Annotated in this window: 20 protein-coding genes; 12 read left to right on the forward strand and 8 right to left on the reverse strand. The window is 64.5% G+C overall.

Going from position 1 to position 22,170, the window contains the following annotated elements; genetic code table 11:
• Positions 1 to 62 precede the first annotated feature (62 nt).
• Complete coding sequence (locus H0W65_RS00150; protein WP_294002545.1) at positions 63 to 2,357, reverse strand: LPS assembly protein LptD; 2,295 nt, start codon at positions 2,355 to 2,357, stop codon at positions 63 to 65.
• 91 nt (positions 2,358 to 2,448) lie between these two features.
• Here H0W65_RS00150 and H0W65_RS00155 point away from each other — a divergent pair, with 91 nt between their 5' ends.
• The 3 genes from H0W65_RS00155 (at position 2,449) to ndk (ending at position 4,863) form a co-directional block, all read left to right on the forward strand.
• Positions 2,449 to 3,918: a leucyl aminopeptidase gene (locus H0W65_RS00155; protein ID WP_294002548.1), complete on the forward strand. Its 1,470-nt coding sequence runs from the start codon at positions 2,449 to 2,451 to the stop codon at positions 3,916 to 3,918.
• 13 nt (positions 3,919 to 3,931) lie between these two features.
• Positions 3,932 to 4,369 (forward strand): DNA polymerase III subunit chi, encoded by a 438-nt coding sequence (locus H0W65_RS00160; RefSeq protein ID WP_294002551.1) that lies wholly within the window; start codon positions 3,932 to 3,934, stop codon positions 4,367 to 4,369.
• Between the two features lie 71 nt (positions 4,370 to 4,440).
• Positions 4,441 to 4,863, forward strand: a complete 423-nt coding sequence (ndk, locus tag H0W65_RS00165) for a nucleoside-diphosphate kinase (RefSeq protein WP_294002554.1) — start codon at positions 4,441 to 4,443, stop codon at positions 4,861 to 4,863.
• A gap of 120 nt (positions 4,864 to 4,983) precedes the next feature.
• Here the strand turns inward: ndk and H0W65_RS00170 are convergent, their stop codons facing one another.
• The 3 genes from H0W65_RS00170 to purM form a co-directional block, all read right to left on the reverse strand.
• Positions 4,984 to 5,415, reverse strand: a complete 432-nt coding sequence (locus H0W65_RS00170; protein WP_294002557.1) for an SEL1-like repeat protein — start codon at positions 5,413 to 5,415, stop codon at positions 4,984 to 4,986.
• A gap of 267 nt (positions 5,416 to 5,682) precedes the next feature.
• Complete coding sequence (gene purN, locus H0W65_RS00175; RefSeq protein WP_294002560.1) at positions 5,683 to 6,645, reverse strand: phosphoribosylglycinamide formyltransferase; 963 nt, start codon at positions 6,643 to 6,645, stop codon at positions 5,683 to 5,685.
• Positions 6,638 to 7,741 (reverse strand): phosphoribosylformylglycinamidine cyclo-ligase, encoded by a 1,104-nt coding sequence (gene purM / locus H0W65_RS00180; protein WP_294002563.1) that lies wholly within the window; start codon positions 7,739 to 7,741, stop codon positions 6,638 to 6,640. Before purM ends, purN begins: the two co-directional genes overlap by 8 nt.
• Positions 7,742 to 7,767: 26 nt before the next feature.
• Between purM and H0W65_RS00185 the strand changes: the two genes are divergently transcribed.
• Genes H0W65_RS00185 through H0W65_RS00200 form a run of 4 tightly spaced genes read left to right on the forward strand, consistent with a single transcriptional unit; the run spans position 7,768 to position 13,241 of the window.
• The gene (locus H0W65_RS00185; protein ID WP_294002566.1) at positions 7,768 to 9,021 is read left to right on the forward strand and encodes a heavy-metal-associated domain-containing protein; all 1,254 of its coding nucleotides are present in this window, start codon (positions 7,768 to 7,770) and stop codon (positions 9,019 to 9,021) included.
• Entirely contained in the window at positions 9,018 to 9,647 is a 630-nt protein-coding gene (locus H0W65_RS00190; protein ID WP_294002568.1) for a DnaA/Hda family protein, read from the forward strand. Before H0W65_RS00185 ends, H0W65_RS00190 begins: the two co-directional genes overlap by 4 nt.
• Positions 9,644 to 11,776: an RNA degradosome polyphosphate kinase gene (locus H0W65_RS00195; RefSeq protein ID WP_294002571.1), complete on the forward strand. Its 2,133-nt coding sequence runs from the start codon at positions 9,644 to 9,646 to the stop codon at positions 11,774 to 11,776. The genes H0W65_RS00190 and H0W65_RS00195 overlap by 4 nt, the downstream gene beginning before the upstream one ends.
• A 1-nt stretch (position 11,777) precedes the next feature.
• Positions 11,778 to 13,241, forward strand: coding sequence for a Ppx/GppA family phosphatase (locus tag H0W65_RS00200; RefSeq protein WP_294002574.1), 1,464 nt, complete (start codon positions 11,778 to 11,780; stop codon positions 13,239 to 13,241).
• Here the strand turns inward: H0W65_RS00200 and H0W65_RS00205 are convergent.
• Both H0W65_RS00205 and rnd read right to left on the reverse strand, forming a co-directional pair.
• Complete coding sequence (locus H0W65_RS00205) at positions 13,238 to 13,525, reverse strand: I78 family peptidase inhibitor (RefSeq protein WP_294002577.1); 288 nt, start codon at positions 13,523 to 13,525, stop codon at positions 13,238 to 13,240. The two genes, H0W65_RS00200 and H0W65_RS00205, sit on opposite strands and share 4 nt — an antisense overlap.
• Positions 13,526 to 13,577: 52 nt before the next feature.
• Positions 13,578 to 14,747: a ribonuclease D gene (rnd, locus tag H0W65_RS00210; protein WP_294002580.1), complete on the reverse strand. Its 1,170-nt coding sequence runs from the start codon at positions 14,745 to 14,747 to the stop codon at positions 13,578 to 13,580.
• 116 nt (positions 14,748 to 14,863) lie between these two features.
• Here rnd and aspS point away from each other — a divergent pair, with 116 nt between their 5' ends.
• Both aspS and H0W65_RS00220 read left to right on the forward strand, forming a co-directional pair.
• The gene (aspS, locus tag H0W65_RS00215; RefSeq protein ID WP_294002583.1) at positions 14,864 to 16,651 is read left to right on the forward strand and encodes an aspartate--tRNA ligase; all 1,788 of its coding nucleotides are present in this window, start codon (positions 14,864 to 14,866) and stop codon (positions 16,649 to 16,651) included.
• An 89-nt stretch (positions 16,652 to 16,740) separates the two neighbouring features.
• Entirely contained in the window at positions 16,741 to 17,511 is a 771-nt protein-coding gene (locus H0W65_RS00220; protein WP_294002586.1) for a polyphosphate kinase, read from the forward strand.
• A 4-nt stretch (positions 17,512 to 17,515) separates the two neighbouring features.
• Here H0W65_RS00220 and greB read toward each other — a convergent pair whose 3' ends face one another.
• Positions 17,516 to 18,010 (reverse strand): transcription elongation factor GreB, encoded by a 495-nt coding sequence (greB, locus tag H0W65_RS00225; protein ID WP_294002589.1) that lies wholly within the window; start codon positions 18,008 to 18,010, stop codon positions 17,516 to 17,518.
• Positions 18,010 to 20,001, reverse strand: a complete 1,992-nt coding sequence (locus tag H0W65_RS00230) for a lytic transglycosylase domain-containing protein (protein ID WP_294002592.1) — start codon at positions 19,999 to 20,001, stop codon at positions 18,010 to 18,012. Before H0W65_RS00230 ends, greB begins: the two co-directional genes overlap by 1 nt.
• A gap of 88 nt (positions 20,002 to 20,089) precedes the next feature.
• On the opposite strand from H0W65_RS00230, the gene dapA reads away from it, so the two are divergent.
• Genes dapA through H0W65_RS00245 form a run of 3 tightly spaced genes read left to right on the forward strand, consistent with a single transcriptional unit; the run spans position 20,090 to position 22,044 of the window.
• Positions 20,090 to 20,962, forward strand: a complete 873-nt coding sequence (gene dapA / locus H0W65_RS00235; RefSeq protein WP_294002777.1) for a 4-hydroxy-tetrahydrodipicolinate synthase — start codon at positions 20,090 to 20,092, stop codon at positions 20,960 to 20,962.
• 46 nt (positions 20,963 to 21,008) lie between these two features.
• On the forward strand, positions 21,009 to 21,494 hold the full coding sequence (smpB, locus tag H0W65_RS00240) for an SsrA-binding protein SmpB (RefSeq protein ID WP_294002595.1): 486 nt from the start codon (positions 21,009 to 21,011) through the stop codon (positions 21,492 to 21,494).
• A complete protein-coding gene (locus H0W65_RS00245) occupies positions 21,487 to 22,044 on the forward strand; it encodes a DUF2062 domain-containing protein (RefSeq protein ID WP_294002598.1) in 558 nt (185 codons plus the stop codon). The genes smpB and H0W65_RS00245 overlap by 8 nt, the downstream gene beginning before the upstream one ends.
• Positions 22,045 to 22,170: the final 126 nt, after the last annotated feature.

Genomic DNA, 22,170 nt, shown 5'->3' on the forward strand with positions numbered 1-22,170 from the left:
GAATCCTTTTGTCGCCAACGCTTTGGGAAAAAAGCCTTTACGCTTGCGGCCTGAACCGCAGCTTAGCGGCCAATTCCTTTCAACGCGAAATTGACCGAAAATGTGCTGCCCTTGCGAAACTGCCCGAGGCGCTCATAGTCGCGCTTCCACGCCACGCCAAGCTCCAGACAGTCATCCTCATAAGTGACGCCCAGACGATGCCGCACTGGGTCGAACCCGTCGGCCCGGCTCAGCGGATCCTCGGCGGCATCGGTCAGGTCGAGTACAGTCGATCCATACACTGCCCAAAAGCGATGAAATTGCCACCGCCCAGCCAGCCGCAACTCTTCCTTGTCACGAAGATCTTCGATCGCGGTCGAAATGTCGCGATTGAGGCGAAGGTAGCCAATTTGGGCATAGGTGCGGTCGGTGCCGACGGTCAAATCGACTTCGCTACGCCGGATCGCCAAATTATCCTTGTCGAGCCGGAAACGGTGCGTGAAGTCGATGAAGCTGCCGAACCGGACCCTGGTGCGGCCGACGACGTCCGACAGGCGATCGGTCAGGCCGGTACCGTCGGGGAAAATATTCTCGCGCCGGGTCAAGCGATAGCTTTGGCCGATCACGGTCTGGATCGACAGGTTGGGCCGGTCGACTGCCCATTCGACGCCATAGGTCACGCGCGATCCGTCCTCCCACCGGTCGTAGCCTGGGAAGCGGTTCAAGGCGAACAGGTTGCTGTCTTCCAGGTCGACCGAGCGCGCATCCTCGTTGGGAATCTTCAGATTTGGCGTCGGCGGCGTCAGCACCAGCTGCACCCGGGGCGTCAGTCGCTGAGTACCGCCCCACAGCGCGCCGATCAGGGGCCAGCGCGCGTCGGCCGCGAGCGCCCCGATTCCACGAAATTGCCAACCGTCCTCGCCGCGGTAGCTGACGACGCTGGTGCTTGCCGAATCGTCGGTATGATAAGCATCGGCGCGGCCATAGGCGGTCAGCAACACTTCCTGGCCCCAGTGCGTCACTCGCCGCAAATTCCATTGGGCGCTCGCAAAGGCCCGCTGCGTGTCCTGTCCGTCCCGGCGTAGAATGGCGAGGCTGTTAGCCTGGAGCTCGATCTTGCCGCCGAGCAGCGGGTCAGCGAGCCGGAAATGGGCATCGACCGCGGGCAGGGCAATCGGAATGCGCTTTTGCACATCGTCGGTGCGAAGCCCCTGGAACGCCCAGCCGGCGATCGAGACATAGCTGTCGAGGCTGATCCGTTCGGCGTTGGCAAAGCTGCGCAGGCGGTCGTCGCGGGTGATGTCATAGCGGCGCGTAACGGTGCGATCGGTGGCGACGCGAAAGGCGCTGGTCACGGTCCACAGCGGATCGAGTTGAAACCGACCATTCCCCTCGAAATAGCCGCGAACGCCCTTGTTCGAATTGGCGGTGAGGTCGTTGAAGTCGGGATCCTCGATATCGCCGTAGGTTACGAATCCGCCCAGCTGGTAGGCACCGATCGAGGTCAAATGCCGCCACTGCGCCTCGATGGCTGGCGCGGAGTTGGTGTAGATGTGAGGCGTTACGGTCAGGTCGCGGTTGCGATCGACCCGCCAGTAATAGGGCAGGCTGAGCTCCAGCCCGTTGTTGCTGTCGAGGCGAATGCCGGGGATCAGCGCACCGGTCGTACCACCCTTCTGCGAACCGTCGCCGACGCTGAAAATCGGCAGCAGCGGCAGGGTCAAGCCGAGGATGTTGAGCCGCCCGCCGGCAAAGCGAACGCGCCCGGTCGTTTTGTCGTGCACGACACGCGCCGCGGTGATCTTCCAACTGGGGTTTTTGGGACAGCCGGCCGGTGTTGTCACCGGGCAGGGCGAATAAACGGCGTTGGTCAAATCGGTCTGATTGCCGTTTCGCGTTCCCCGCACCGCGGCGATGCGTCCCCCACTTTCCAACACGATCAGCAGATTATCGATCGTCCCGTCCTTGAGCGAATCGGTCAGGTCGACACGGTCGCCGATCAACTTGTCGCCTTCTGGGTTGACCACCATGACATTGCCTTCGGCAACGACCTTTCCGCTCTTGCGGTCCCAGCTGACCTTGTCAGCGGCAAGGTAATTGCCGTCACGCGACATCCGTACCTGCCCCAAAGCGGTGACCATATCGGGCTGGCTGTCATAGATGACCTGGTCGGCGGCGAAGTCGATCTGCGGCTCAGCCCCGGCCGGCGGCGCGACCGCAACGGTGCCGGTCGGCTGCGCCCAAGCCGGTCCTGCAAACGCCAGACACAGCGGCAACGCCGTCAGGCTCAGGCCAATCGATCCTATTGCCCGCAACGTCCCGCCCGGTTTCAAATGGTTGAGGCCCCAGCCTATTGCACCTTGACCGGCACGCGGCAATCCGCCTTTGGACCAGCCGCCCCTTTGCCATGACGCGATGCCCGTCCTAAGTGGACGCAACCTTCGCGCCCACTATCGATTGAGAACTCCCATGCTGATCCGTTTCGCCGACACGCGCCCCGCGGGCGACTTCGCCCTGGTGCTTCCCGCCGCCGGATCGAAACAACCCGGGCTCGACAGCTTGGGAACGAGCAAGGCTGCGGTCGAGGCAACGTTGAAGCGCAGCCGCTTCGAAGGCGAATCCGGCGCAACGGTCGAACATTTTGTCGAAAGCGATTCCGGTCGCCGTTTGCTGGTGGTCGGAACGGGTGCCGACACCAGCGCATCCGATGCGGCCGAAAAACTCGGCGGCACGGCCGTGGCGAAGTTGCAAACATCGGGCGAGAGCCACGCGGTGATCGACCTCACTGGCCTCAACTATGACGCCGACGCCGCCGCTCGAGTGGCGCTCGGCGCGGCGTTGCGCAGTTGGCGCTTCGACCGCTATCGCACGCGCCTCAAGGACAAGCAGAAGCCAACGCTGATCGAAATTACCGTCGTCGGCGGCAAGGCCGGGGCGGAAGAGCGCTACGCCAGCCGTTACGCTGCGATCGTCTCCGGCGTCACGCTCACCCGTGAACTGGTGACCGAGCCGGCCAACATCATTTACCCTGAGAGTTTCGTCGCCCGGGTCCGTGAGGAGGTCAAGGACAGCGGACTTGAACTCGAGGTGCTAGGGCTCGAGGAGATGACGAAGCTCGGCATGGGCGCGCTGCTTGGGGTGTCGCAGGGTTCGGTCCGCAAACCGCAGTTGCTGGTCCTCAAATGGAGCGGCGGCAAGGCAGGCGACACGCCGACCGTGTTCATCGGCAAGGGCGTCACCTTCGACACCGGCGGCATCTCGATCAAACCGGCACAAAATATGGAATCGATGAAGTGGGACATGGGCGGTGCCGGCGCGGTCGCCGGCGCGCTGCTTGCGCTCGCCGGCAGGAAGGCCAAGGCCAATGTCATCGGCGTGTGCGGGCTGGTCGAAAACATGCCGGACGGCAATGCCCAGCGTCCGGGAGACGTGGTCACCACCATGTCAGGCCAGACGGTCGAGGTAATCAATACCGATGCGGAGGGGCGGCTGGTGCTGTGCGATGCGATCACCTGGGCGCAAAAAGCATATAAGCCCAAGGTTATCGTCGATCTCGCCACGCTGACCGGAGCGATGGTGATCGCCCTTGGCCATGAGATGGCCGGCATTTTTTCCAACGACGAGTCGCTCGCCAAAAACCTGATCAGGGCGGCCAATGCCAGCGGCGACCTGTTGTGGCGCCAGCCCCTGGGCGAGGCCTACGACCGACTGATCGATTCACCGATCGCCGACATGAAGAACGTTGGCCCGCGCGAGGCCGGATCGATTACGGCGGCGCAGTTCATCAAGCGGTTTGTGGATGACGGCGTCGCCTGGGCCCACCTCGACATCGCCGGCATGGCCTGGTCGGACAAGGCGAGCGCGACCTGCGATAAGGGCGCGACCGGGTTCGGGGTGCGCCTGCTCGACCAATATATCGCCGACTCAGTCGAAGGCTGATCGAGCGGAGCCGGTGCGGGTTGATTTCTACCAGCTCGGCGCCGCGCCGCCCGAGGGCATCATCGCCACGCTCGCCGGCAAGCTGCTCGAAGATGGCCAACGCCTGCTGATCGTCGCCGCCGACGATGCGCTCCTCGCCCGGCTCGACCGAATGCTGTGGGATCAGGGCGCGGCGAGCTTCCTTCCGCATGGCCTCGCGGGCGGGGCTGACGACGCGGCACAGCCGGTGTTGCTGTCGACCGGCACCGACGCGCCGAACCTCGCGCGCAACATGCTTATCGCCGATGGCGAATGGCGCGACGCGGCGCTGGGGTATGACCGCGCCTTTTTCCTGTTCGATGATCCCACGCTAGAAGCGGCCAGGCTGGCGTGGAAATTGCTGTCGGGCCGCGAAGGAGTCGAGCGCAACTACTGGGCACTAGACGCCGGGCGCTGGACGAAAAAAGCCTGAGCCTTGCCCTTCCCACCCGCTCCGGCTAGGGGCGCGGCCAATCCCGATCCCACCCAAATTTGGAGCGTCTCATGGAGGTCACCCGCACCTTTTCGATCATCAAGCCCGACGCCACCCGCCGCAACCTGACCGGCGCGGTCACCCGCATGCTCGAGGAAGCCGGCCTCCGCGTTGTCGCCTCGAAGCGCATTCATATGAGCCAGGACCAGGCGGAGGGCTTCTACGCCGTCCACCGCGAGCGTCCTTTCTTCAACGACCTCGTCAGCTTCATGATCTCGGGCCCGGTGGTGGTGCAGGTCCTGGAAGGCGAAGACGCGGTCAAGCGCAACCGCGACATCATGGGTGCGACCAACCCCGACAATGCCGAACCCGGCACGATCCGCAAGGAACTGGCCGAATCGATCGAGGCCAATTCGGTCCACGGCTCCGACAGCGATGAGAATGCGGCGACCGAGATTGCTTACTTCTTCAAGGAAGAAGAGATCGTCGGCTGAGCGCGAGCTGCTCGCCGCCAAAGGATCGAGCAGCATTGGAATATTGCGGCTGCTCCGCGCGAGACGTTGCCGCTTATGCTTGGACTTGCAGCGAGCTTCCCCTGCTGTCTGTGAGATAACTTAACAGAAGAGCATGCTCCAGCCGGCCCCGGTGCAGCGGTAGCCAGCGGCTTTCATTTTGGCGCTAAGCGCTTCGTAGCGCGCCTTGGCTTCTGGAAGGCCCTTGCGGCGGGGCGGCCCAACCTCATGCGACAACTTCCCCCCGGCACCCATTGAGAAATTACCCCCGCCCGAACTTTTGGCGGCGACGAGGTAGAGTTGCGCCGCATATTTCCAATTGAGCGGGACACCACGGCCATATTCGTAGCGGATGCCAAGCGCGAGCTGTGCCTGCTTATCCTGATAGCGAATCGCCTGCTTCGCGAGCAACTGGAGCTGCGGATCGGCAGCGCCTGGCTGCGACGGGATGCCTGGTAGCGCGGAAGAAACGCAGGCATTCAGGCTGAGAGCCGCAGCGGCGATCAGGAGCGCCGCCGGCAATGAACTTCGCATCTAAATATTCTCCCCTGTTGTGTTTCGTCGGTCGAATTGCCGCCGCTGCCCGCCGGTCATGCGGGCCGATCTGATCGCATCGGACCAGAAGCGCATCCTCCGATGCCTAATCCGGTGCAGGAGTGCCGGCTGTCAGATTCCAACGGCAGATCCGCCCATCGGCGAAACCAGCGTAGCGTTCTGATCCTAGGTGCGATGATACTCCGGGCGACAGGTCGGCCAACGCATTGACCCTCCACATGCCCGTTTTGGGTCGAAAGCGGACCTTTAGAACTCGTCCGCAGCCCTCATCAATCTCGTCAGCCGCGCTGGTGCAAGCAGCCGCCAACTCCGCTCGAGCCACTCCGCGACATGGTCCCAATCGACCTGCCGGCCGTCGAGCCGCAGCGCGATCCAGCCTGACGCGCCGTAATAGGCGGGGCGATAGTATAGGTCGGGCTTGGCCTCGATCAGCGCCGCCATTTCGTCGGGGCCGCTGGTCTTGACCAACAGGGCGATCGGCGCCTCGCCATGATGGCGGATTGAGACATAGGCGAAGAATTTGCCCGAGGTTTCACTGCCCACCCTCCATCCTGGCGAACCGTGCGAGGTCTTGGCATGGGTCTCGGGCAGCTTCAGCGTCAGTTCCCCAACCTTGGCCACGATCCAGTCGGGATCAGTTTCGCGGGACGCGAACTCGGCGAGGACTCGCGGATAGAGCTGATGCTCGGCGATCAGGACGCGTTCGGCTAGCGTCTCCGCCGTGTCGCCCGGTATCAGCGCCACTTCGACCTGTCCGAGCGCCGGGCCATCGTCCAGAGCCGTCGTGACGAGATGGACGGTTGCGCCGGTGACGTCCTCGCCCGCCGCCAGCACCGCGTCATGCGCCTTCAGGCCCTTGTGCTTGGGCAGGAGCGAAGGGTGGATGTTGACGATCTGCCCCTGCCAGTTGGCAACGAATGTGTCGGGGAGGATGCGCATGAAGCCCGCGAGCGCGATCACATCGATATCGGTCTCGCGGAGTGTCTTTTCCAATACATGCCAATAGGATGCGCCGAGCTTCTTCGCGTCCAGTCTGGACACCGAAACCCCCTCCGCTTGGGCGAGTGCGAGGCCCGACGCGTCGTCTTTGTCGCCGGTCACCAGCGCGACCTCATAGGGGCAATCGTCGGCGCGAGCGGCGTAGATCAGCGCGGCCATATTCGACCCGCGCCCGGAAATCAGGATGGCGATGCGTTTGCGCTCAGCCACGGTGCACGGCCGACCAAGCCTCGCTCGCGCTCCACGTCCCTGCGTTGCCTTGCACCGTGCAGCCTTTCTCGCCGGCCTCGATGCGGCCGATTCGGTGCAGTGTCTCGCCCATCGCCGTCAGGGCGGCGGTTACGGCTTCCACTTCGTCCTCGTGCACGATGGCGACCATGCCGATTCCGCAATTGAAGGTCCGCGACAGTTCCGCGGGCTCGATCGCGCCGCCATCCTGGAGGAAGGCGAATAGCTTGGGCAGCGGCCAGAGGTCGGCGTCGACCACTGCATGGGCGCCTCCAGGCAGGACGCGGGGAATATTTTCGAGCAGGCCGCCGCCGGTGATGTGCGCCAGGGCAGCGATCCGGCCCGCGCGGACCAGCGGCAGCAGGCACTTCACATAGATGCGGGTCGGCTCGAGCAGCAGACCGCCGAGCAAGCGCGCTTGATCGAACGGGGCGGCCTGGTCGAGCTTCCAGCCATTGACCTCGATGAGGCGGCGGACGAGCGAAAATCCGTTCGAATGCACGCCCGAACTGGCGAGGCCCAAAATGACGTCACCCGGCTCAACCCGATTGCCGGTCAGAACCTTGGCCCGATCGACCGCCCCGACGCAAAATCCGGCGAGGTCGTAATCGCCCGCTGAGTACATACCCGGCATTTCCGCCGTCTCGCCGCCGATCAGTGCGCAGCCCGCTTGTCGGCACCCGTCGGCGATCGACGCGACGACCGCCGCCGCAACGTCGTTGTCGAGCTTGCCCGTTGCGTAATAGTCGAGAAAAAACAGCGGCTCGGCGCCCTGGACGACCAAATCGTTGACGCACATCGCGACCAGGTCGATGCCGACCCCGTCGTGCTTACCGGCCTCGATCGCCAGCCTGAGCTTGGTCCCGACACCATCGTTGGCCGCGACCAGCAGGGGATCATCATAGCCCGCCGCCTTCAGGTCGAAAAAGCCGCCGAATCCGCCCAGCTCGGCGTTGGCGCCGGGCCGCGCGGTCGATCTGGCGAGTGGGCCGATCGCCTTGACCAGCGCGTTGCCGGCGGCGATCGAGACGCCGGCATCGGCGTAGGTGAGCGGCTTTTGCGGCGTCTTGTTGCTCATGGCCGGACCGCCTAACCATAACGCGCTTGGAATTCCACGCCATTGTCGCCAAAAGCGCGCTGATGCTGTTTCGCCGGCCCTCCGCCCTGATCGCCGCTGCCTTGCTGATGCTCTTCGGGGCAGGCGGGGCACTGCTCGCGCAAATGGAAAGCGCCGATCGCGGTATTCTGCCGATCGATAGCAGCGGCACATTGGAAATCACCGGGATCAAGGTCGATGTTGGTGGTAAGGACGCCGACAGCGCGCGCTACGCCGGCTGGCGCATCGCCCAGCGCGAAGGGTTCAAGGCGCTGTGGGCCAAAACCAACAAGCGGCCGATTTCCGAGGCACCCAACCTGTCGGACTCGACCCTCGACGGCCTGGTCAGCTCGATCGTCGTCGGTCGCGAGCAGATTGGCCCCAATCGCTACATCGCCGAGCTTGGCGTGTTGTTCGACCGGACCCGGGCCGGTGAGCTGCTTGGCATTCCGGGCCAGATCAGCCGATCGGCGCCAATGCTGCTGATCCCAGTGCTGGTGTCTGGCGGGACGGCGACGACGGTCGAGCTCAAGAACCCGTGGCAGCGCGCCTGGGCTCAGTTCCGCACCGCGCAAAGCCCGGTCGACTATGTCCGGGTCAGCGGCTTGGGCGTCGATCCGCTGCTGATCAACGCCGCGCAATCGCGGCGTCCGGCGCGCGGCTGGTGGCGCAATGTCCTCGACCTTTACGGCGCGGCCAACATCCTGGTCGCCGAAGTGCGGCTCGACAGGCTTTATCCTGGCGGTCCGGCCAAGGCGACGTTCGTCGCCCGATTCGGCCCCGACGGAACCCCGCTTGGCAGCTTCGATCTGACCGCGAAAGACAGCAACGACCTGCCGCGAATGATGGCCGAGGGTGTGCAGCGGATGGATGACTTGTTCGTCCAGGCGCTGGCTGCGGGCATCGTTCGCAGCGATCCCGACCTGATCATCCAGCCGCCACCGCCGGTGGTCGAGGAGGAAAAACCGGTCGAAGTTCGCCAAGGCCCGATCTCGGTCCTGATCACCGCGCCCAACGGCGCATGGTTCGACTACGGCCTGGCGGTGATCCGATCGATCCGGGGGGTCCGCATATCGGGCGAAACCAGCTTCGCCGTCGGCGGGGCGAACCGGGTGACGGTAGCTTACCTGGGCACGCCTCAATCGTTCCGCGACCAGCTTGTCGCTCGGGGATTGGCGGCGAGTGTCGACGGCGGCACGGTGCGACTCAATAGCGCGCCAGCCGGTCCTGCAGCGCCCCAGCAGCAATCACCATCGCCGTGAAATCCGCGGCGGACCAGATCGCGCTACCGCTCGACTGGCCCCAGGCGGAGGACGACAGCCGTTTCATTCTTGGTGACGCCAACCGTGCCGCCTTTGACCACTTCCGAAACTGGACTCTGTGGCCGGTCAAGGCCAGCCTGCTGACTGGTCCGCGTCGTTCGGGCCGGTCGCTGCTCGCCCGCGCTTTTGCCACGAGAGTTGACGGCCATCTGATCGACCGCGCCGAACACCATGGCGAAGAAGAATTGTTTCACGCCTGGAACGCGGCGCAGGACAGCGGGCGGCCGTTGGTGATGGTCGTCGACGAAGTGCCGCCGGCGTGGGAGGTCGCCCTGCCGGACCTGCGCACTCGGCTTGCGATCACGCCGATCGCGCGAATTGAGCAGCCCGATGACGAGCTGTTTCGCGCGATCGTCCGATTGCTGTTCGCCGAGCGCGGACTGCATATCCCGGAAGACGCGCTGACATTGGTTTCACAGCGGGCCGAGCGCAGCTATTGGACCGCCGAGCGCGTGGTCGAGGCGATCGACCGCTTCGCCATAGCCGAGCGCGCGCGACTGACCATGCCGACCGTTCGCCGGGCGCTGGCCGAGGCCGGAATAATCGATGCACGGGGCGCGGCATGAGCGGGCGGCAACGCACCGCCGCGGCCGACGACGGTCGGCGGCTGTTCAACCGCGAGCTCAGCTGGCTCGCGTTCAATCGCCGGGTGATCGAGGAAGCGACCAACGTCGCGCATCCGCTGCTGGAGCGACTGCGCTTCCTGTCGATATCGGGTTCCAACCTCGACGAGTTCTTCATGGTTCGGGTTGCCGGCCTCAAGGGCCAGCAGTTGCGCGGGATCGAAAATCTCTCGGTCGACGGCCTGACTGCGACCCAACAGCTCGAGGCGATTACCGAGGAGGCCGACGCGCTGGTAGTCGCACAGCAGGCCGAATGGATCATACTGCGCGAACTGCTCAACGAGCAAAGGCTGCAGGTCGTCACCGCCGAAGAGCTCGACGCTGCGGAGCGGGTCTGGATAGAAGCCCAGTTCCGCGAGCAGATTCTCCCCGTGCTGACTCCGCAGGCGATTGACCCGGCGCATCCGTTTCCATTCATACCCAACGGCGGATTCAGCCTGGTGTTCGACCTTCGCCGCGGCAGGAAAGCGGAGCCGGTCATCGAACTGCTGATGATCCCCAACACCTTGCCGCGCTTCATTCGCCTGCCCGGCCCGGCGTTGCGGTTCGTTGCTATCGAGACCGTCATCCGCGCTCATTTCGAGTGGATTTTTCCGGGCTTCGTTCAGGCCGGCGCCGGCGCGTTTCGGGTGCTCCGCGACAGCGATATCGAGGTCGAGGAAGAGGCTGAGGACCTCGTTCGCTACTTCCGCAGCGCGATCAAGCGCCGCCGCCGAGGGCGGGTCATCCGCCTCGAATTCGCCGCCGACACGCCGGCCAATCTCGAAGACATGGTCCGCACCGGGCTTGGCGCCGACCGCGCGCTGGTCGCCGAAAGCGCCGGTTTCATCGGCATCGCCCACCTTGCAGAGCTGGTCGAGGTTGACCGGCCCGACTTAAAATTTCCGCCTTACTCGCCACGATTTCCAGAACGGGTTCTGGAGCATGACGGCGACTGCTTCGCCGCCATCCGGGACAAGGATCTGGTCATTCACCATCCCTATGAAAGTTTCGAGGTGGTGGTCGCCTTCCTGCGTCAGGCAGCCGAGGATCCCGATGTCGTCGCGATCAAGCAGACACTTTACCGCGCGGGGAAGCAGTCGGCGATCATCGACGCGCTGGTCGCCGCGGCCGAGGCGGGTAAGTCGGTTACCGCGGTGGTCGAGCTGAAGGCCCGCTTCGACGAGGAGCAGAATCTTCTCTGGGCGAGCCGGCTCGAGCGCGCCGGGGTACAAGTCATCTACGGTTTCGTCGAATGGAAGACCCATGCAAAAGTGTCGATGGTCTTTCGCCGTGAAGGCGGGGTGATGCGCACCTACTGCCACTTCGGCACCGGCAATTATCATCCGACGACGGCGCGCATCTACACCGATCTCAGCTACTTTACGGCCTCGCGCCGCGCTGCGCGCGATGCCGCTAAGCTGTTCAACCTGATTACCGGCTATGTTCAGCCCAAGGGGCTCGAATTGCTGACCGTCAGCCCGCGAGACTTGCGCGACAAAATTCTCGCGCTGATCGACGGAGAGATCGCCAATGCCAAGGCCGGCCTGCCATCCGCCATTTGGGCCAAGATGAACAGCCTAGTCGACCTCGTCGTCATCGACAAACTCTATGAAGCGAGCGAGGCGGGTGTCTCGATCGACCTGGTGGTGAGGGGCGTCTGTTGCCTCAGGCCCGGCGTTGCCGGCCTGTCAGCGAACATCCGGGTCAAGTCGATCGTCGGACGATTCCTCGAACATAGCCGGATTTTCGTTTTCGCCAACGGCGGCCGGCTGCCTCATCGCAAGGCGCGGGTTTATATATCGTCCGCCGACTGGATGCCGCGCAACTTCGACCGGCGGGTCGAATATATGTTGCCGCTCGAAAATCCGACGGTTCATGCCCAGGTGCTCGATCAAGTCATGATCGCCAACCTGATCGACAATGAGCAAAGCTGGATGTTGCGGCCCGACGGCAGCTACGTCCGCGTCCGGCCCGGCAAACGGCAATTCAACCTGCACCATTATTTCATGACCAACCCGTCGCTTTCCGGTCGTGGCCAGTCGCTGGCGGGCAAGGCGGTGCCCAAGCTTCATTTGACGCAGCGCGGCTAAAATGGCGGCGTCCCGCTTCGGTCCGGTCGGGATCATCGACATTGGGTCGAACTCGGTGCGCTTCGTCGCTTATGGCGGCGCGGCCCGGGTGCCCTCGGTGCTGTTCAACGAAAAGGTGATGGCGGCGCTGGGCCGCGGAGTCGCGCGCGACGGCCGTCTCGACGAGGAAGCGGTCGCCAAGACGCTTCAGGCGCTTGCCCGCTTTCGTCAGCTGGGACGCGAGATCGGCCTCAAGACGCTTCACACCGTCGCCACCGCCGCGGTTCGCGACGCTGCAAACGGGCGGGAGTTTTTGAAAAAGGTTGCCGCGCTCGGGCTGAGGCCGCGCCTCCTTTCGGGTGAGGAGGAGGCTGAGCTATCGGGCCTCGGTGTTGTCTCGGCCATCCCGCGCGCCAACGGCATTGTCGCCGACCTGGGGGGCGGCAGCCTGGAGCTGATCGGGGTCGCGCGCGGCGCGGCGGGCGAGGGGATTTCGCTCCCCCTTGGGGTCCTGCGGGTGGGCCTTCACCCGGACCCTGCCGCAATCGCCAAGGCGATTCGTGACGGTCTTAAGGGCAGCCGTCTCAAGGATGCGGCGCGCAGCCACGGCCTGTACCTAGTCGGCGGTTCGTTCCGAGCGCTGGCGCTGCTCGATATGAAGACGCTCGGCCATCCGCTGCCGATCGTCCACCACCACCGCATCGCCGACGATCGGTTGCCCGACCTCCGGGCGATCCTGGAGTCGCTCGGTCAGGATGAGCTGAAGTCGTTGACCGGCATCTCGACGTCGCGCCTGCCGACACTGCCGGCGGCGGTGACGATTCTCGAGGCTATGGTCGAGGAGCTCGGCCCCCGCCGCACGATCGTCTCCGCCTTCGGCCTTCGCGAAGGGTTGCTGTACCGCGACCTCGGCGAAGCGACCCGTTCCCAAGATCCCCTCCTCGCCGCGGCGCTGGAAGTCGGCGAACGGCTGGGCCGCTTCGGCGATCACGGCGCGGCGCTCGATCAGTGGATGGACCCGCTGTTCCCCGACGAGGGCGCCGACATGCAGCGGCTGCGGCTCGCCTCGTGCCTGCTGGGCGACATCGCCTGGAACGCTCATCCCGATTATCGCGCCGAACGTGCGGTCGACATGGCGATCCACGGCAATTGGGTCGGCATCGACACGCATGGGCGAGCGGTGCTGGGCCGCGCCTTGTGCACGGCATTCGGTGGCGACGGCGGCTTCGGTTCCAAGCTCAGCGCCCTGCTCAGGCCCGGCGAGGAGGAGCGGGTCAGCACCTGGGGCAAGGCGCTTCGGCTGGCGCAACGGCTTAGCGGCGGGACTGAGAGCCTGTTGCGCAAGACCAGCATCGCGCTCGAGCCCAGGAAGGTCGTGCTGACCATTCCCGCCAGGCATCGCGACATCTATGCCGATGCGGTCGAACGCCGGCTCCAGCAACTCGCCAAGGCTCTGGGCCGGGGCGGCGAAGTGCGGTTCGGTTAGCCGCAGGCGGCGCGCTCGACGCGGTTGGAGCCGTCGAGATAAACGGTCAGCCGCTGCTCGCTGAACTCCAGAGTGATCAACATGTCCTTGGCGACCCAGCGGATCATCCGCGCGCCCGAGGCGGCGAGCATCCGTGCGCCCAGTTCCTGTCCCGCGGGTTGCCCGACGAATGATTGAAGCGAATCGCCCTTGCAGATGTTGCCCGACACTGCCCCCGTCATCGGTGGTTCGGCGGTGGCGCAGGCGGTCAACGGCAAGACGGCAAGGGCAAGAAACATACGCATCGGTGATTCCTTCTATGTCATCAGGCGCCAAGAGCGCTGACAGGTTCCTCAATCAGTTCTCGATGCGGCTCAGCTTCAGCTTGCCATTCTCCGTGGCGAAGCCGATCCGACCTTCGACAAGGTCGAGCGCATCGCGGCCAAACTCGTCGAACCGCCAGCCCGACAGGATGTGGAGCTGGTCGCGAACGCCGGCCGCCAATAGTTCGAGTTCGTTCGAGCGGGCGATCAGCTTGGCCGCCACGCCGGCTTCCTTGGAACGGATCTTGAGCAGCAGCTTCAACAGGTCGCTGACCAGCGCGGCGTCCTTGGTCAGCCCGGGGCCACGCGGTTCGCGGTCCGGCAGCTCGTCGGCGCCGAGCGGCGCCGCCTTGGCAAGCGCCGCCATCATCCGCGCGCCGATGTCGTTGTTGCGCCATCCCGACGACAGCCCGCGAACCTTGCCCAGATCCTCCTGGGTTTTGGGTGGGTGGCCGGCGAGGTCGTTGAGCGTGTCATCCTTGACGATGCGACCGCGCGGAAGATTCTTCGACCGCGCCTCACTCTCGCGCCAACCGGCGAGCGCTTTCAGCCGACCGAGCACCTGCGGGTTGCGGCTCGGCAGTTTCAGGCGCTTCCACGCATCTGCCGGCTCGAACGCGAAGCTCGAGGGATCGGCGAGCCGCTCCATCTCTTCGTCGAGCCACGCACCGCGCCCGGTTTTCATCAGCTTGTTGACCAGCATGGGGAATATCGTCGCCAGATGGGTGACGTCGGCGATGGCATAGTCGATCTGGCGCTTGTCGAGCGGGCGCCGCGACCAGTCGGTAAAGCGCGCACCCTTGTCGAGGTTATGCCCGAGAATGCTCTCGACCAAGTTCGAATAGCCGATCTGCTCGCCGTAGCCCAAGGCCATCGCCGCGATTTGGGTGTCGAACAGCGGGTTGGGAATTTTGCCTGTCAGATTGTGGATGATCTCGAGGTCTTGTCCGCCGGCGTGAAACACCTTGAGCACGTCATGATTGCGCACCAGCAGATCGAACAACGGGGCAAGGTCGAGGCCTTCGGCCATCGGATCGATCGCCGCGGCTTCATCGGGGGTCGCGATCTGCAGCAGGCACAGAATCGGCCAATAGGTATTCTCGCGCATGAACTCGGTATCGACCGCGACGAAGTCGTGGGCGGACATGCGGGACATCAGGGCGGCGAGATCGTCGGACTTGGTGATCAGCGGATGAATCTTCATGTGACGCGCGCCATAGCGAGGTCCGCGCTCCTTGACAAAGAGCTTCCCGAAAGGCGAAGCGGCGGCACGTAATTTCGCACCTGCGAACTGCCTTTTCCTCAGCGAGCTTATTATCCATGCACGCCTACCGCACGCACACTTGCGCCGACTTGTCCGCCGCCGATGTCGGATCGACTGTCCGCCTGTCGGGCTGGATTCACCGCAAGCGCGACCATGGCGGGGTGCTGTTCGTCGATCTGCGCGATCATTACGGCCTGACCCAGATCGTTGCGCGCACCGGCAGCGAGGCGCTGCGGATTCTCGATTCGCTGCGCGCGGAATCCGTGGTGACGATCACCGGCGAGGTCGTCGGTCGCGAGGGCGGGGCAGTCAATGCCAAGCTCGCCACCGGCGACATCGAGGTCGTCGCCGCGTCGGTCGAGGTCCAATCCTCGGCGGCCGAACTGCCCATGCCGGTCGCCGGTGAGGCCGATTATCCCGAGGACATCCGCCTCAAGTACCGTTACCTCGACCTCCGCCGCGAACGTTTGCACGCCAACATCATGCTCCGTTCGAAGGTCATAGCCTCGATCCGGGGGCGCATGATCGACCAGGGCTTCACCGAGTTCCAGACTCCGATCCTGACCGCCTCGAGCCCCGAGGGCGCGCGCGACTATCTCGTCCCCAGCCGGGTTCACCCGGGCAAATTCTACGCGCTCCCGCAGGCGCCGCAGATGTTCAAACAATTGCTGATGGTCGCCGGCTTCGACCGCTATTTCCAAATTGCACCCTGCTTCCGCGACGAGGACGCCCGGGCCGACCGCAGCCCAGGCGAATTCTACCAACTCGATTTCGAGATGAGCTTCGTTACCCAGGACGATGTGTTCGCGGCGATCGAGCCGGTGCTCGCCGGTCTGTTCGAGGAATTCGCTAACGGCAAATCGGTCACGCCCGCGGGTGAGTTCGTGCGCATTCCCTACAAGCAATCGCTACTCAAATACGGCACCGACAAGCCCGACCTGCGCAATCCCCTGCTGGTCCATGACGTCGGCGATCATTTCAAGGGATCGGGATTCGGCTTGTTCGCAGGGCTGGTCGACAAGGGCATGGTGGTCCGCGCAGTCCCGGCACCGAACACCGCGGACAAGAGCCGCAAATTCTTTGACGAGATGAACGACTGGGCGAGGAGCGAGGGCTTTGCCGGCCTCGGCTATGCCACCCGCAAGGGTGGCGAATGGGGCGGTCCGATAGCCAAGAACCACGGTATCGAAGGCATGAACAAGCTCGCCGACGCGATGGGTCTCGGCCCCGACGGCGGCATTTTCTTTGCAGCCGGGCCGGAATGCGACGCTGCCAAGCTCGCCGGCGCGGCCCGCACCCGCGTCGCCGAGAGCCTCGACCTGATCGAGAAAAATGCGTTCCGTTTCTGCTGGATCGTCGATTTCCCGATGTTCGAATATGATGACGCCCAGAAGAAGATCGACTTCAGCCACAACCCCTTCTCGATGCCGCAGGGGGGCATGGAAGCGCTCGAAACCAAAGCCCCGCTCGACATATTGGCGTGGCAGTACGACATCGTCTGCAACGGCGTTGAGCTGAGCTCGGGCGCGATCCGTAACCATCGTCCCGACATCATGTACAAGGCGTTCGAGATCGCCGGCTATACGCGCGAGGAAGTCGATTCCAACTTCCCTGGCATGATCGGCGCATTCAAATTCGGCGCGCCGCCGCACGGTGGCTCGGCGCCGGGCATCGACCGCATCGTCATGCTGCTGGCCGACGAGCCCAACATCCGCGAAGTCATCGTCTTCCCGATGAACCAGAAGGCAGAGGATTTGATGATGAACGCTCCCGCCGGGGTCTTGCCCCAGCAATTGCAGGAACTGTCGATCCGCATCATCGCCGACGGGGCGCCCAAGGCCTGATCAACGGCTCGCGGCACCCGTGCCACAACAGGACGAGCCGTCGCGGCAAGCCAATTGCGGGGTTCACCCGATTCGGATACGCCTCGCGGGTGCCGATCGATTTAACGAAATTTGAACGGGGAGGCTCGTTCGACGGAGATGCGGATGCGGCGCTGGGGGCGTTGCAAGACCGCTTGGCGCGCTTTCAGGTCGCGCAGATCGTCCATCGCCGCCGCGCCATCGTCCTGCTCGAAGGCTGGATCGGGGCGGGCAAGAAGGCCGCTCTGCGCCGCCTGGTCGGCGCGTGGGACCCGTCCCATGTCCAAGTCATCAGCGTCGATGGTGCCGAGGGAGCGGACGACGAGCGCCACTGGCTCGCTCCATTTTGGAGCAGCCTGCCGTCGGCGGGCGAGACCAGCGTCTTTTATCGCAGCTGGTACCGCCGGATCGTGGAGGAACGGGTCGCTGGCCGCATGGACGATAAGCGCTGGGCGCGCGCCTGCGACGAGATCAACGAATTCGAAGCCCAGCAGCGCGACCATGGCACGCTGGTCGTGAAACTATTCTTCCATGTCGCCGCTGACCGGCAGCTGGCTACCTTGCGCGAGAGGCAACAGGATGAATGGCGCCGCCATCTCTTGTCCGAAGAGGATTTCGCCGGCCTCGGCCAGCGCGAGCGGACGATCGAGGTTTTGCATGGCATGTTCAATCTGACCGACACCCGCTGGGCGCCGTGGCAGGTGATCGACGGCAATGACGAGGTTTCGGGCACCGTCGCCGCGCTGACCGCGATCGCCGGGGCGTTTGAGAAAGCCATGCCGGCCCAGCCGCCAGTCGAGGGCGAAACCGTCCTCCAATTTCCCAATTTGAGGCGCGGCTAACCTATCAGGGGTAGCTGATCGCGATCACCTCGGAGCTTTTCTCGCCCGCGGGCAGCCGCACGGCCCGCTCGTCGCCGACCCGCGCCCCGACCAGTGCCCGGGCGATCGGCGCGACCCAGCTGATTCGCCCGGCAGTGGCGTCGGCCTCGTCTTCGCCGACCAATGTCAGAATGCGCCGCGCGTCCTCCTCGTCGGCCAGCTCGACCGTCGCGCCAAAGCGGACCGAGTCGCGCTCGACCTGGGCGGCCGAGTCGACTATTTTGGCCTGTTTCATCACCGTGGAGAGATAGGACAGTCGCCGGTCGATCTCGCGCAATCGCTTGCGGCCGTAGATATAGTCGCCGTTTTCCGAGCGGTCGCCATTGCCCGCCGCCCATGAAATGGTGTCGACCAGGCCGGGCCGCTCGATGGAGAATAATTGCTCATATTCGGCGCGGACGCGCGCGAATCCCTCGGGCGTGATGAACCGTGGCGAGCGCCGGCCGTCCGCGTCGGCCATCAGCCGGGGCGCGACGTCTTGCCGAGATAGGCCGAAATATGCACCGGCTGCGGGCCGGGCAGCGACGGGTTGAGTCGGTCATAGACGACGCTATTCTCGAGCACCCGCTGGACGTAGCCGCGCGTCTCGGTGAACGGGATGCGCTCGATCCAGGTAATCATGTCGATGCTCGATGTACGCGGATCGCCATAGGCGTTGATCCACTTGCGGACATTGCCCGAACCGGCGTTGTAGCTGGCGACCGCCAGCGGATAGCTGCCGTCCCAGTTATTGAGCAGCCGCTGGAAATACGCGCTGCCAAGCATGACGTTGTAGCTCGGTTCGGTCGTCAGCCGGGCATAGTCGTAGCCGATGCCCATCTTGTCCGCCTGCTCGCGCGCCGTTCCGGGCATCAGCTGCATCAGACCGCGCGCCCCCGCGCCCGAGATGGCGGCGCGGTCGAAGCTCGACTCCTGCCGGGTGATGCCGTTGACCAGCGACCACAGCCGCCCCGATCCGGCATAGCCGACATGGGTCGGGAAGGCTGACTTGTAGTAAAAGGCCGACCCGTTGTTGCGCGCGGCGCGGGCGGTCCACACCGCCAAATCCTGCCGGTAGACATTGGGCGCAAGCTCGGTCGCGAGGAGCCGGTCGCCGTCATTATCGAGCGCCTCGGCCAGCGCCCGCACAAACAACGTCTGCTCGTCGCGCCGGCCTTGCGACCCAAGCGTGCGGATCGCGCGGACCATCGATTTTCGCTGAAACGCCTGCCGTTGCACGTCGGTCACCTGCGACGACGGCATTCCGGGCGGCGTCGGGACGGTGCGGCCGAGCCGTTCCAGCGCGAGTTGGCCGTAGAACAGTTCCGGCGTGCGCGCTGCCTGCTCGAAATGACTGTTGGCTGCGCCGAGGTTGCGGGCCTGGAGCGCCGCGCGCCCGGCCCAGTACCAGCCTTTAGTCGCCACCTGCAGCGATTTGCCGCCGCGGGCATATTTGTCGAACAGGACCATCGCGTCGCCGTAGCGGCCGAGCCGCTCATAGGCGATCAGTCCGGCGGTCCAGGTCAGCGACGTATAATTATCGCGCAGCGAATAGCTTTGGGCGGAAATGTCCGTCCCCGGCGCGAATGCATCGTCGACCTGGCGGGCGATATCATAGGCGGCCTGATATTGGCGGTCGGCCATCGCGCTTCGCGTCAACACGAGCAGCATCTCGACGAATCGTTCGGGGCTGGCCGGCTGTTCGACGAACGAATGGGGGCGGGCGAACAGCTGCCGAGCCGCACTGTCGCTGCCATAATCGTTGAGGTAACGAGCCCGATCCATCAACAAACCGGCATCGGTGGCAACCTGCGACGCGACCGTATTGTAGAGGGCGTTGCCCTCGGGCGAGCGGGTCTGCATGGCGATCCGCGCGGACAGGGAAGGACGGCGTGCCCCGCTGGACCATGGCATCATCCGCTGCGCGTCGGTCGCCTTCTTGGCGAACAGCAGCGCGTCGACCCTCTTGTCATGATCTTGCGGCGTGAACTGGCTGCCAAAGCGCGAAAACAGCGCCGCCTCGTCATAGGCCGACAGATCGCCAGAGGCCCAGGCACTGCGCGCCGCCGCCAGCGCCTCGGTTTGCCGGCTTGACGCCGCATAGGATTCGGCCAGCCGCGCCCAGCCGTTGCCCGTAGCCGGTTTGGAGGTTCGATAGAATGCGATCACCGTTTGCGGATTTTCACCTGGCCGCATGGCTTTCTCGGCACTTTTTCTCAGGCCGCTCTCGCCCGGCCAGCCAGGATAGGCAGTGACGAAACGGGCATAATCGGCGAACGCATAGCCCTCACTCTGCCTAAGGCGGCGCCAGTCGTTGAGCGCGTAGCCGACGTCGGAATAGGCGGGCTGGACCGATGGCTGCGCAGCGTAGGACGGCGGGGCCGCAGGCGTCCACTGCTGCACCGCCGCGCTCGCCGACGTGGCCAAGAACAATGGAATGAAAATCCCGATCCGCCTCATGCTGGACTTCATGCCGCCTCGGTCCTTATCAATCGCTGAACAACTCGCCGCATCGTGCGGGCGTTAACCCTTTCCATGAGTCCGGGTGAAGGAAAAATCTATGTTTTTCGGGTCGATACCGGCGCTTGTGACTCCTTTTGCGGCAGGACGAGTGGATGAAGCGGCGTTCCGAGTCCTGGTCGACTGGCAGATCGACGAGGGCTCTTCGGCGCTGGTTCCGTGCGGCACGACGGGCGAGGCGGCCACCCTGTCGACCGACGAGCATCGCCGAGTGATCGCCCTTACGGTCGAGGTCACGCGCGGCCGCGTGCCGGTCATCGCGGGCTGCGGATCGAATAATACCGCCCATGCGATCGAGCTGACGAGAAGCGCGAAAGATGCGGGGGCCGACGCGGCGCTCCATGTGCCCCCCTATTACAACCGGCCCAACCAGGGGGGCACTTATGCTCACCTCGCGGCGGTCGCCGATCTCGATATTCCGATCATCCTCTATAATGTGCCGTCGCGGACAATCACCGACATCTCGGTCGAAACGATGGGGCGGCTGTCGCGCCTGCCGGGCGTGATCGGCGTCAAGGACGCGACCGGCAACCTCGCCCGCGTCACCGCCCAGCGGCTCGCCTGCGGCGAGGAGTTCATTCAGCTGAGCGGCAACGACGATATGGCGCTGGGCTTCAACGCGATGGGCGGGGTGGGGTGCATCTCGGTCACCGCCAACGTCGCGCCCAAGCTGTGCGCCGAGTTTCAGGCGGCCATGCGGCAAGGCCGCTGGGACGACGCGCTGGCGCTTCAGGACAAACTCTACCCGCTCCACGCCGCATTGTTCAGCGATGCCTCGCCCGGTCCGGCCAAACATGCGCTGTCGAAGGTTCGCCCCGGCTTCCCGACCGAGCTTCGCCTGCCGATGACCGAACCGTCTACCTCGTCGAGGGCGGCGGTCGACGCGGCATTGGTGCATGCCGGGCTGGCCTAAGCGCTCTATGCTTTGCAGGGCACTGCGCACCGTCTAAGGCACCCGAGTGTCCAAGCCCCCCGTGTCCCCTTTCGACAAAGCCAAGATCGTCGCCGAGAACCGGCGCGCGCGCTATGATTATTTCGTCGAGGAACGGTTCGAGGCAGGGATCGAGCTGATGGGCACCGAGGTCAAGGCGCTGCGCGGCGGCGAGGGGTCGATCGCCGAAAGCTATGCGCTGGTCGACGGCGACGAAGTATTTCTGATCAACTCGTCGATCCCCGAATATAGCCACGGCAACCGCATGAACCATGAACCTCGCCGCCGACGCCGCCTGCTGATGCGCGGGCGGGAAATCGCCAAGCTGCACGGCGCGATCACCCGGCAGGGGCTGACCCTCATTCCGCTGTCGATTTATTTCAACACCCGCGGCCGGGCCAAGATCGAGCTGGCGCTGGCGCGCGGCAAGAAGGTCCATGACAAGCGCGAGACGATCAAAGAACGCGAGTGGAAACGGGAACAGGGCCGCTTGTTGAGGCACAATAATGGTTGAAAACGCCGGTTTCTGGTCGCGCTTCATGGAGCGCCACGCGCCGTCGCGCGAGGAAGTGATGGAGAGCCGCTGGCTGCGTCCGTTCGGCGAGCGGGTCAAGCGCTCCGACCTGTGGCGTTTCACCCGCCGGTCGGTGCCGCGCGGGGTGTTCGCCGGGCTGTTTGTCGGCATTTTCCTGATGGTGCCGGGGCTGCAGATCGTCGGCGCGGCGCTGATGTCGATCCCGATGCGGGCCAATATCCCGATTGCGGCGGCAATGACCTTCCTGTCGAACCCGCTGACAACACCGTTCTTTCTGGTCGCGGCGATCGAAGTCGGCAACCGGCTCGGTTTTCACGCGGATCTGGCGGCGTTCGAGTATCTGCGCACTCATCACGCCAGCATCGGCGCGTGGCTTCGCTGGCTGCTGTCCGACGCTGCGCCGGCGCTGATCTCGGGATTGTTTCTGATCGGGCTTGGCGTGGCGCTAGTGGGCTATATTGTGTCGCTCGTTGGATGGCGCTGGTGGGTCGGCCGCAAATGGCGGCAGCGATATGCGCGCGCGACTTGAGTGGCGCTGAGGCTTTGGGATTGGAAAATGTTGATGAATAGTTGGATGGCTGGACTTTTGGCGGGTTCCGCGCTGCCGGTCCGAATGTGGTGAGCTTTGCTCTACAAACAGCTCGATCTCGCTGAA

The organism is Sphingomonas sp., assembly GCF_013816785.1.
Classification (GTDB): domain Bacteria; phylum Pseudomonadota; class Alphaproteobacteria; order Sphingomonadales; family Sphingomonadaceae; genus Sphingomicrobium.

What these genes read in the sequence shown, in the direction of transcription:
- H0W65_RS00155 (WP_294002548.1), top strand. Translation starts at nt 2,449, where the DNA reads ATGCTGATCCGTTTCGCCGACACGCGCCCCGCGGGCGACTTCGCCCTG.
- ndk (WP_294002554.1), top strand. Translation starts at nt 4,441, where the DNA reads ATGGAGGTCACCCGCACCTTTTCGATCATCAAGCCCGACGCCACCCGC.
- H0W65_RS00170 (WP_294002557.1), bottom strand. Translation starts at nt 5,415, where the DNA reads ATGCGAAGTTCATTGCCGGCGGCGCTCCTGATCGCCGCTGCGGCTCTC.
- purM (WP_294002563.1), bottom strand. Translation starts at nt 7,741, where the DNA reads ATGAGCAACAAGACGCCGCAAAAGCCGCTCACCTACGCCGATGCCGGC.
- H0W65_RS00195 (WP_294002571.1), top strand. Translation starts at nt 9,644, where the DNA reads ATGAGCGGGCGGCAACGCACCGCCGCGGCCGACGACGGTCGGCGGCTG.
- H0W65_RS00200 (WP_294002574.1), top strand. Translation starts at nt 11,778, where the DNA reads ATGGCGGCGTCCCGCTTCGGTCCGGTCGGGATCATCGACATTGGGTCG.
- H0W65_RS00205 (WP_294002577.1), bottom strand. Translation starts at nt 13,525, where the DNA reads ATGCGTATGTTTCTTGCCCTTGCCGTCTTGCCGTTGACCGCCTGCGCC.
- rnd (WP_294002580.1), bottom strand. Translation starts at nt 14,747, where the DNA reads ATGAAGATTCATCCGCTGATCACCAAGTCCGACGATCTCGCCGCCCTG.
- aspS (WP_294002583.1), top strand. Translation starts at nt 14,864, where the DNA reads ATGCACGCCTACCGCACGCACACTTGCGCCGACTTGTCCGCCGCCGAT.
- greB (WP_294002589.1), bottom strand. Translation starts at nt 18,010, where the DNA reads ATGGCCGACGCGGACGGCCGGCGCTCGCCACGGTTCATCACGCCCGAG.
- H0W65_RS00230 (WP_294002592.1), bottom strand. Translation starts at nt 20,001, where the DNA reads ATGAAGTCCAGCATGAGGCGGATCGGGATTTTCATTCCATTGTTCTTG.
- dapA (WP_294002777.1), top strand. Translation starts at nt 20,090, where the DNA reads ATGTTTTTCGGGTCGATACCGGCGCTTGTGACTCCTTTTGCGGCAGGA.
- H0W65_RS00245 (WP_294002598.1), top strand. Translation starts at nt 21,487, where the DNA reads ATGGTTGAAAACGCCGGTTTCTGGTCGCGCTTCATGGAGCGCCACGCG.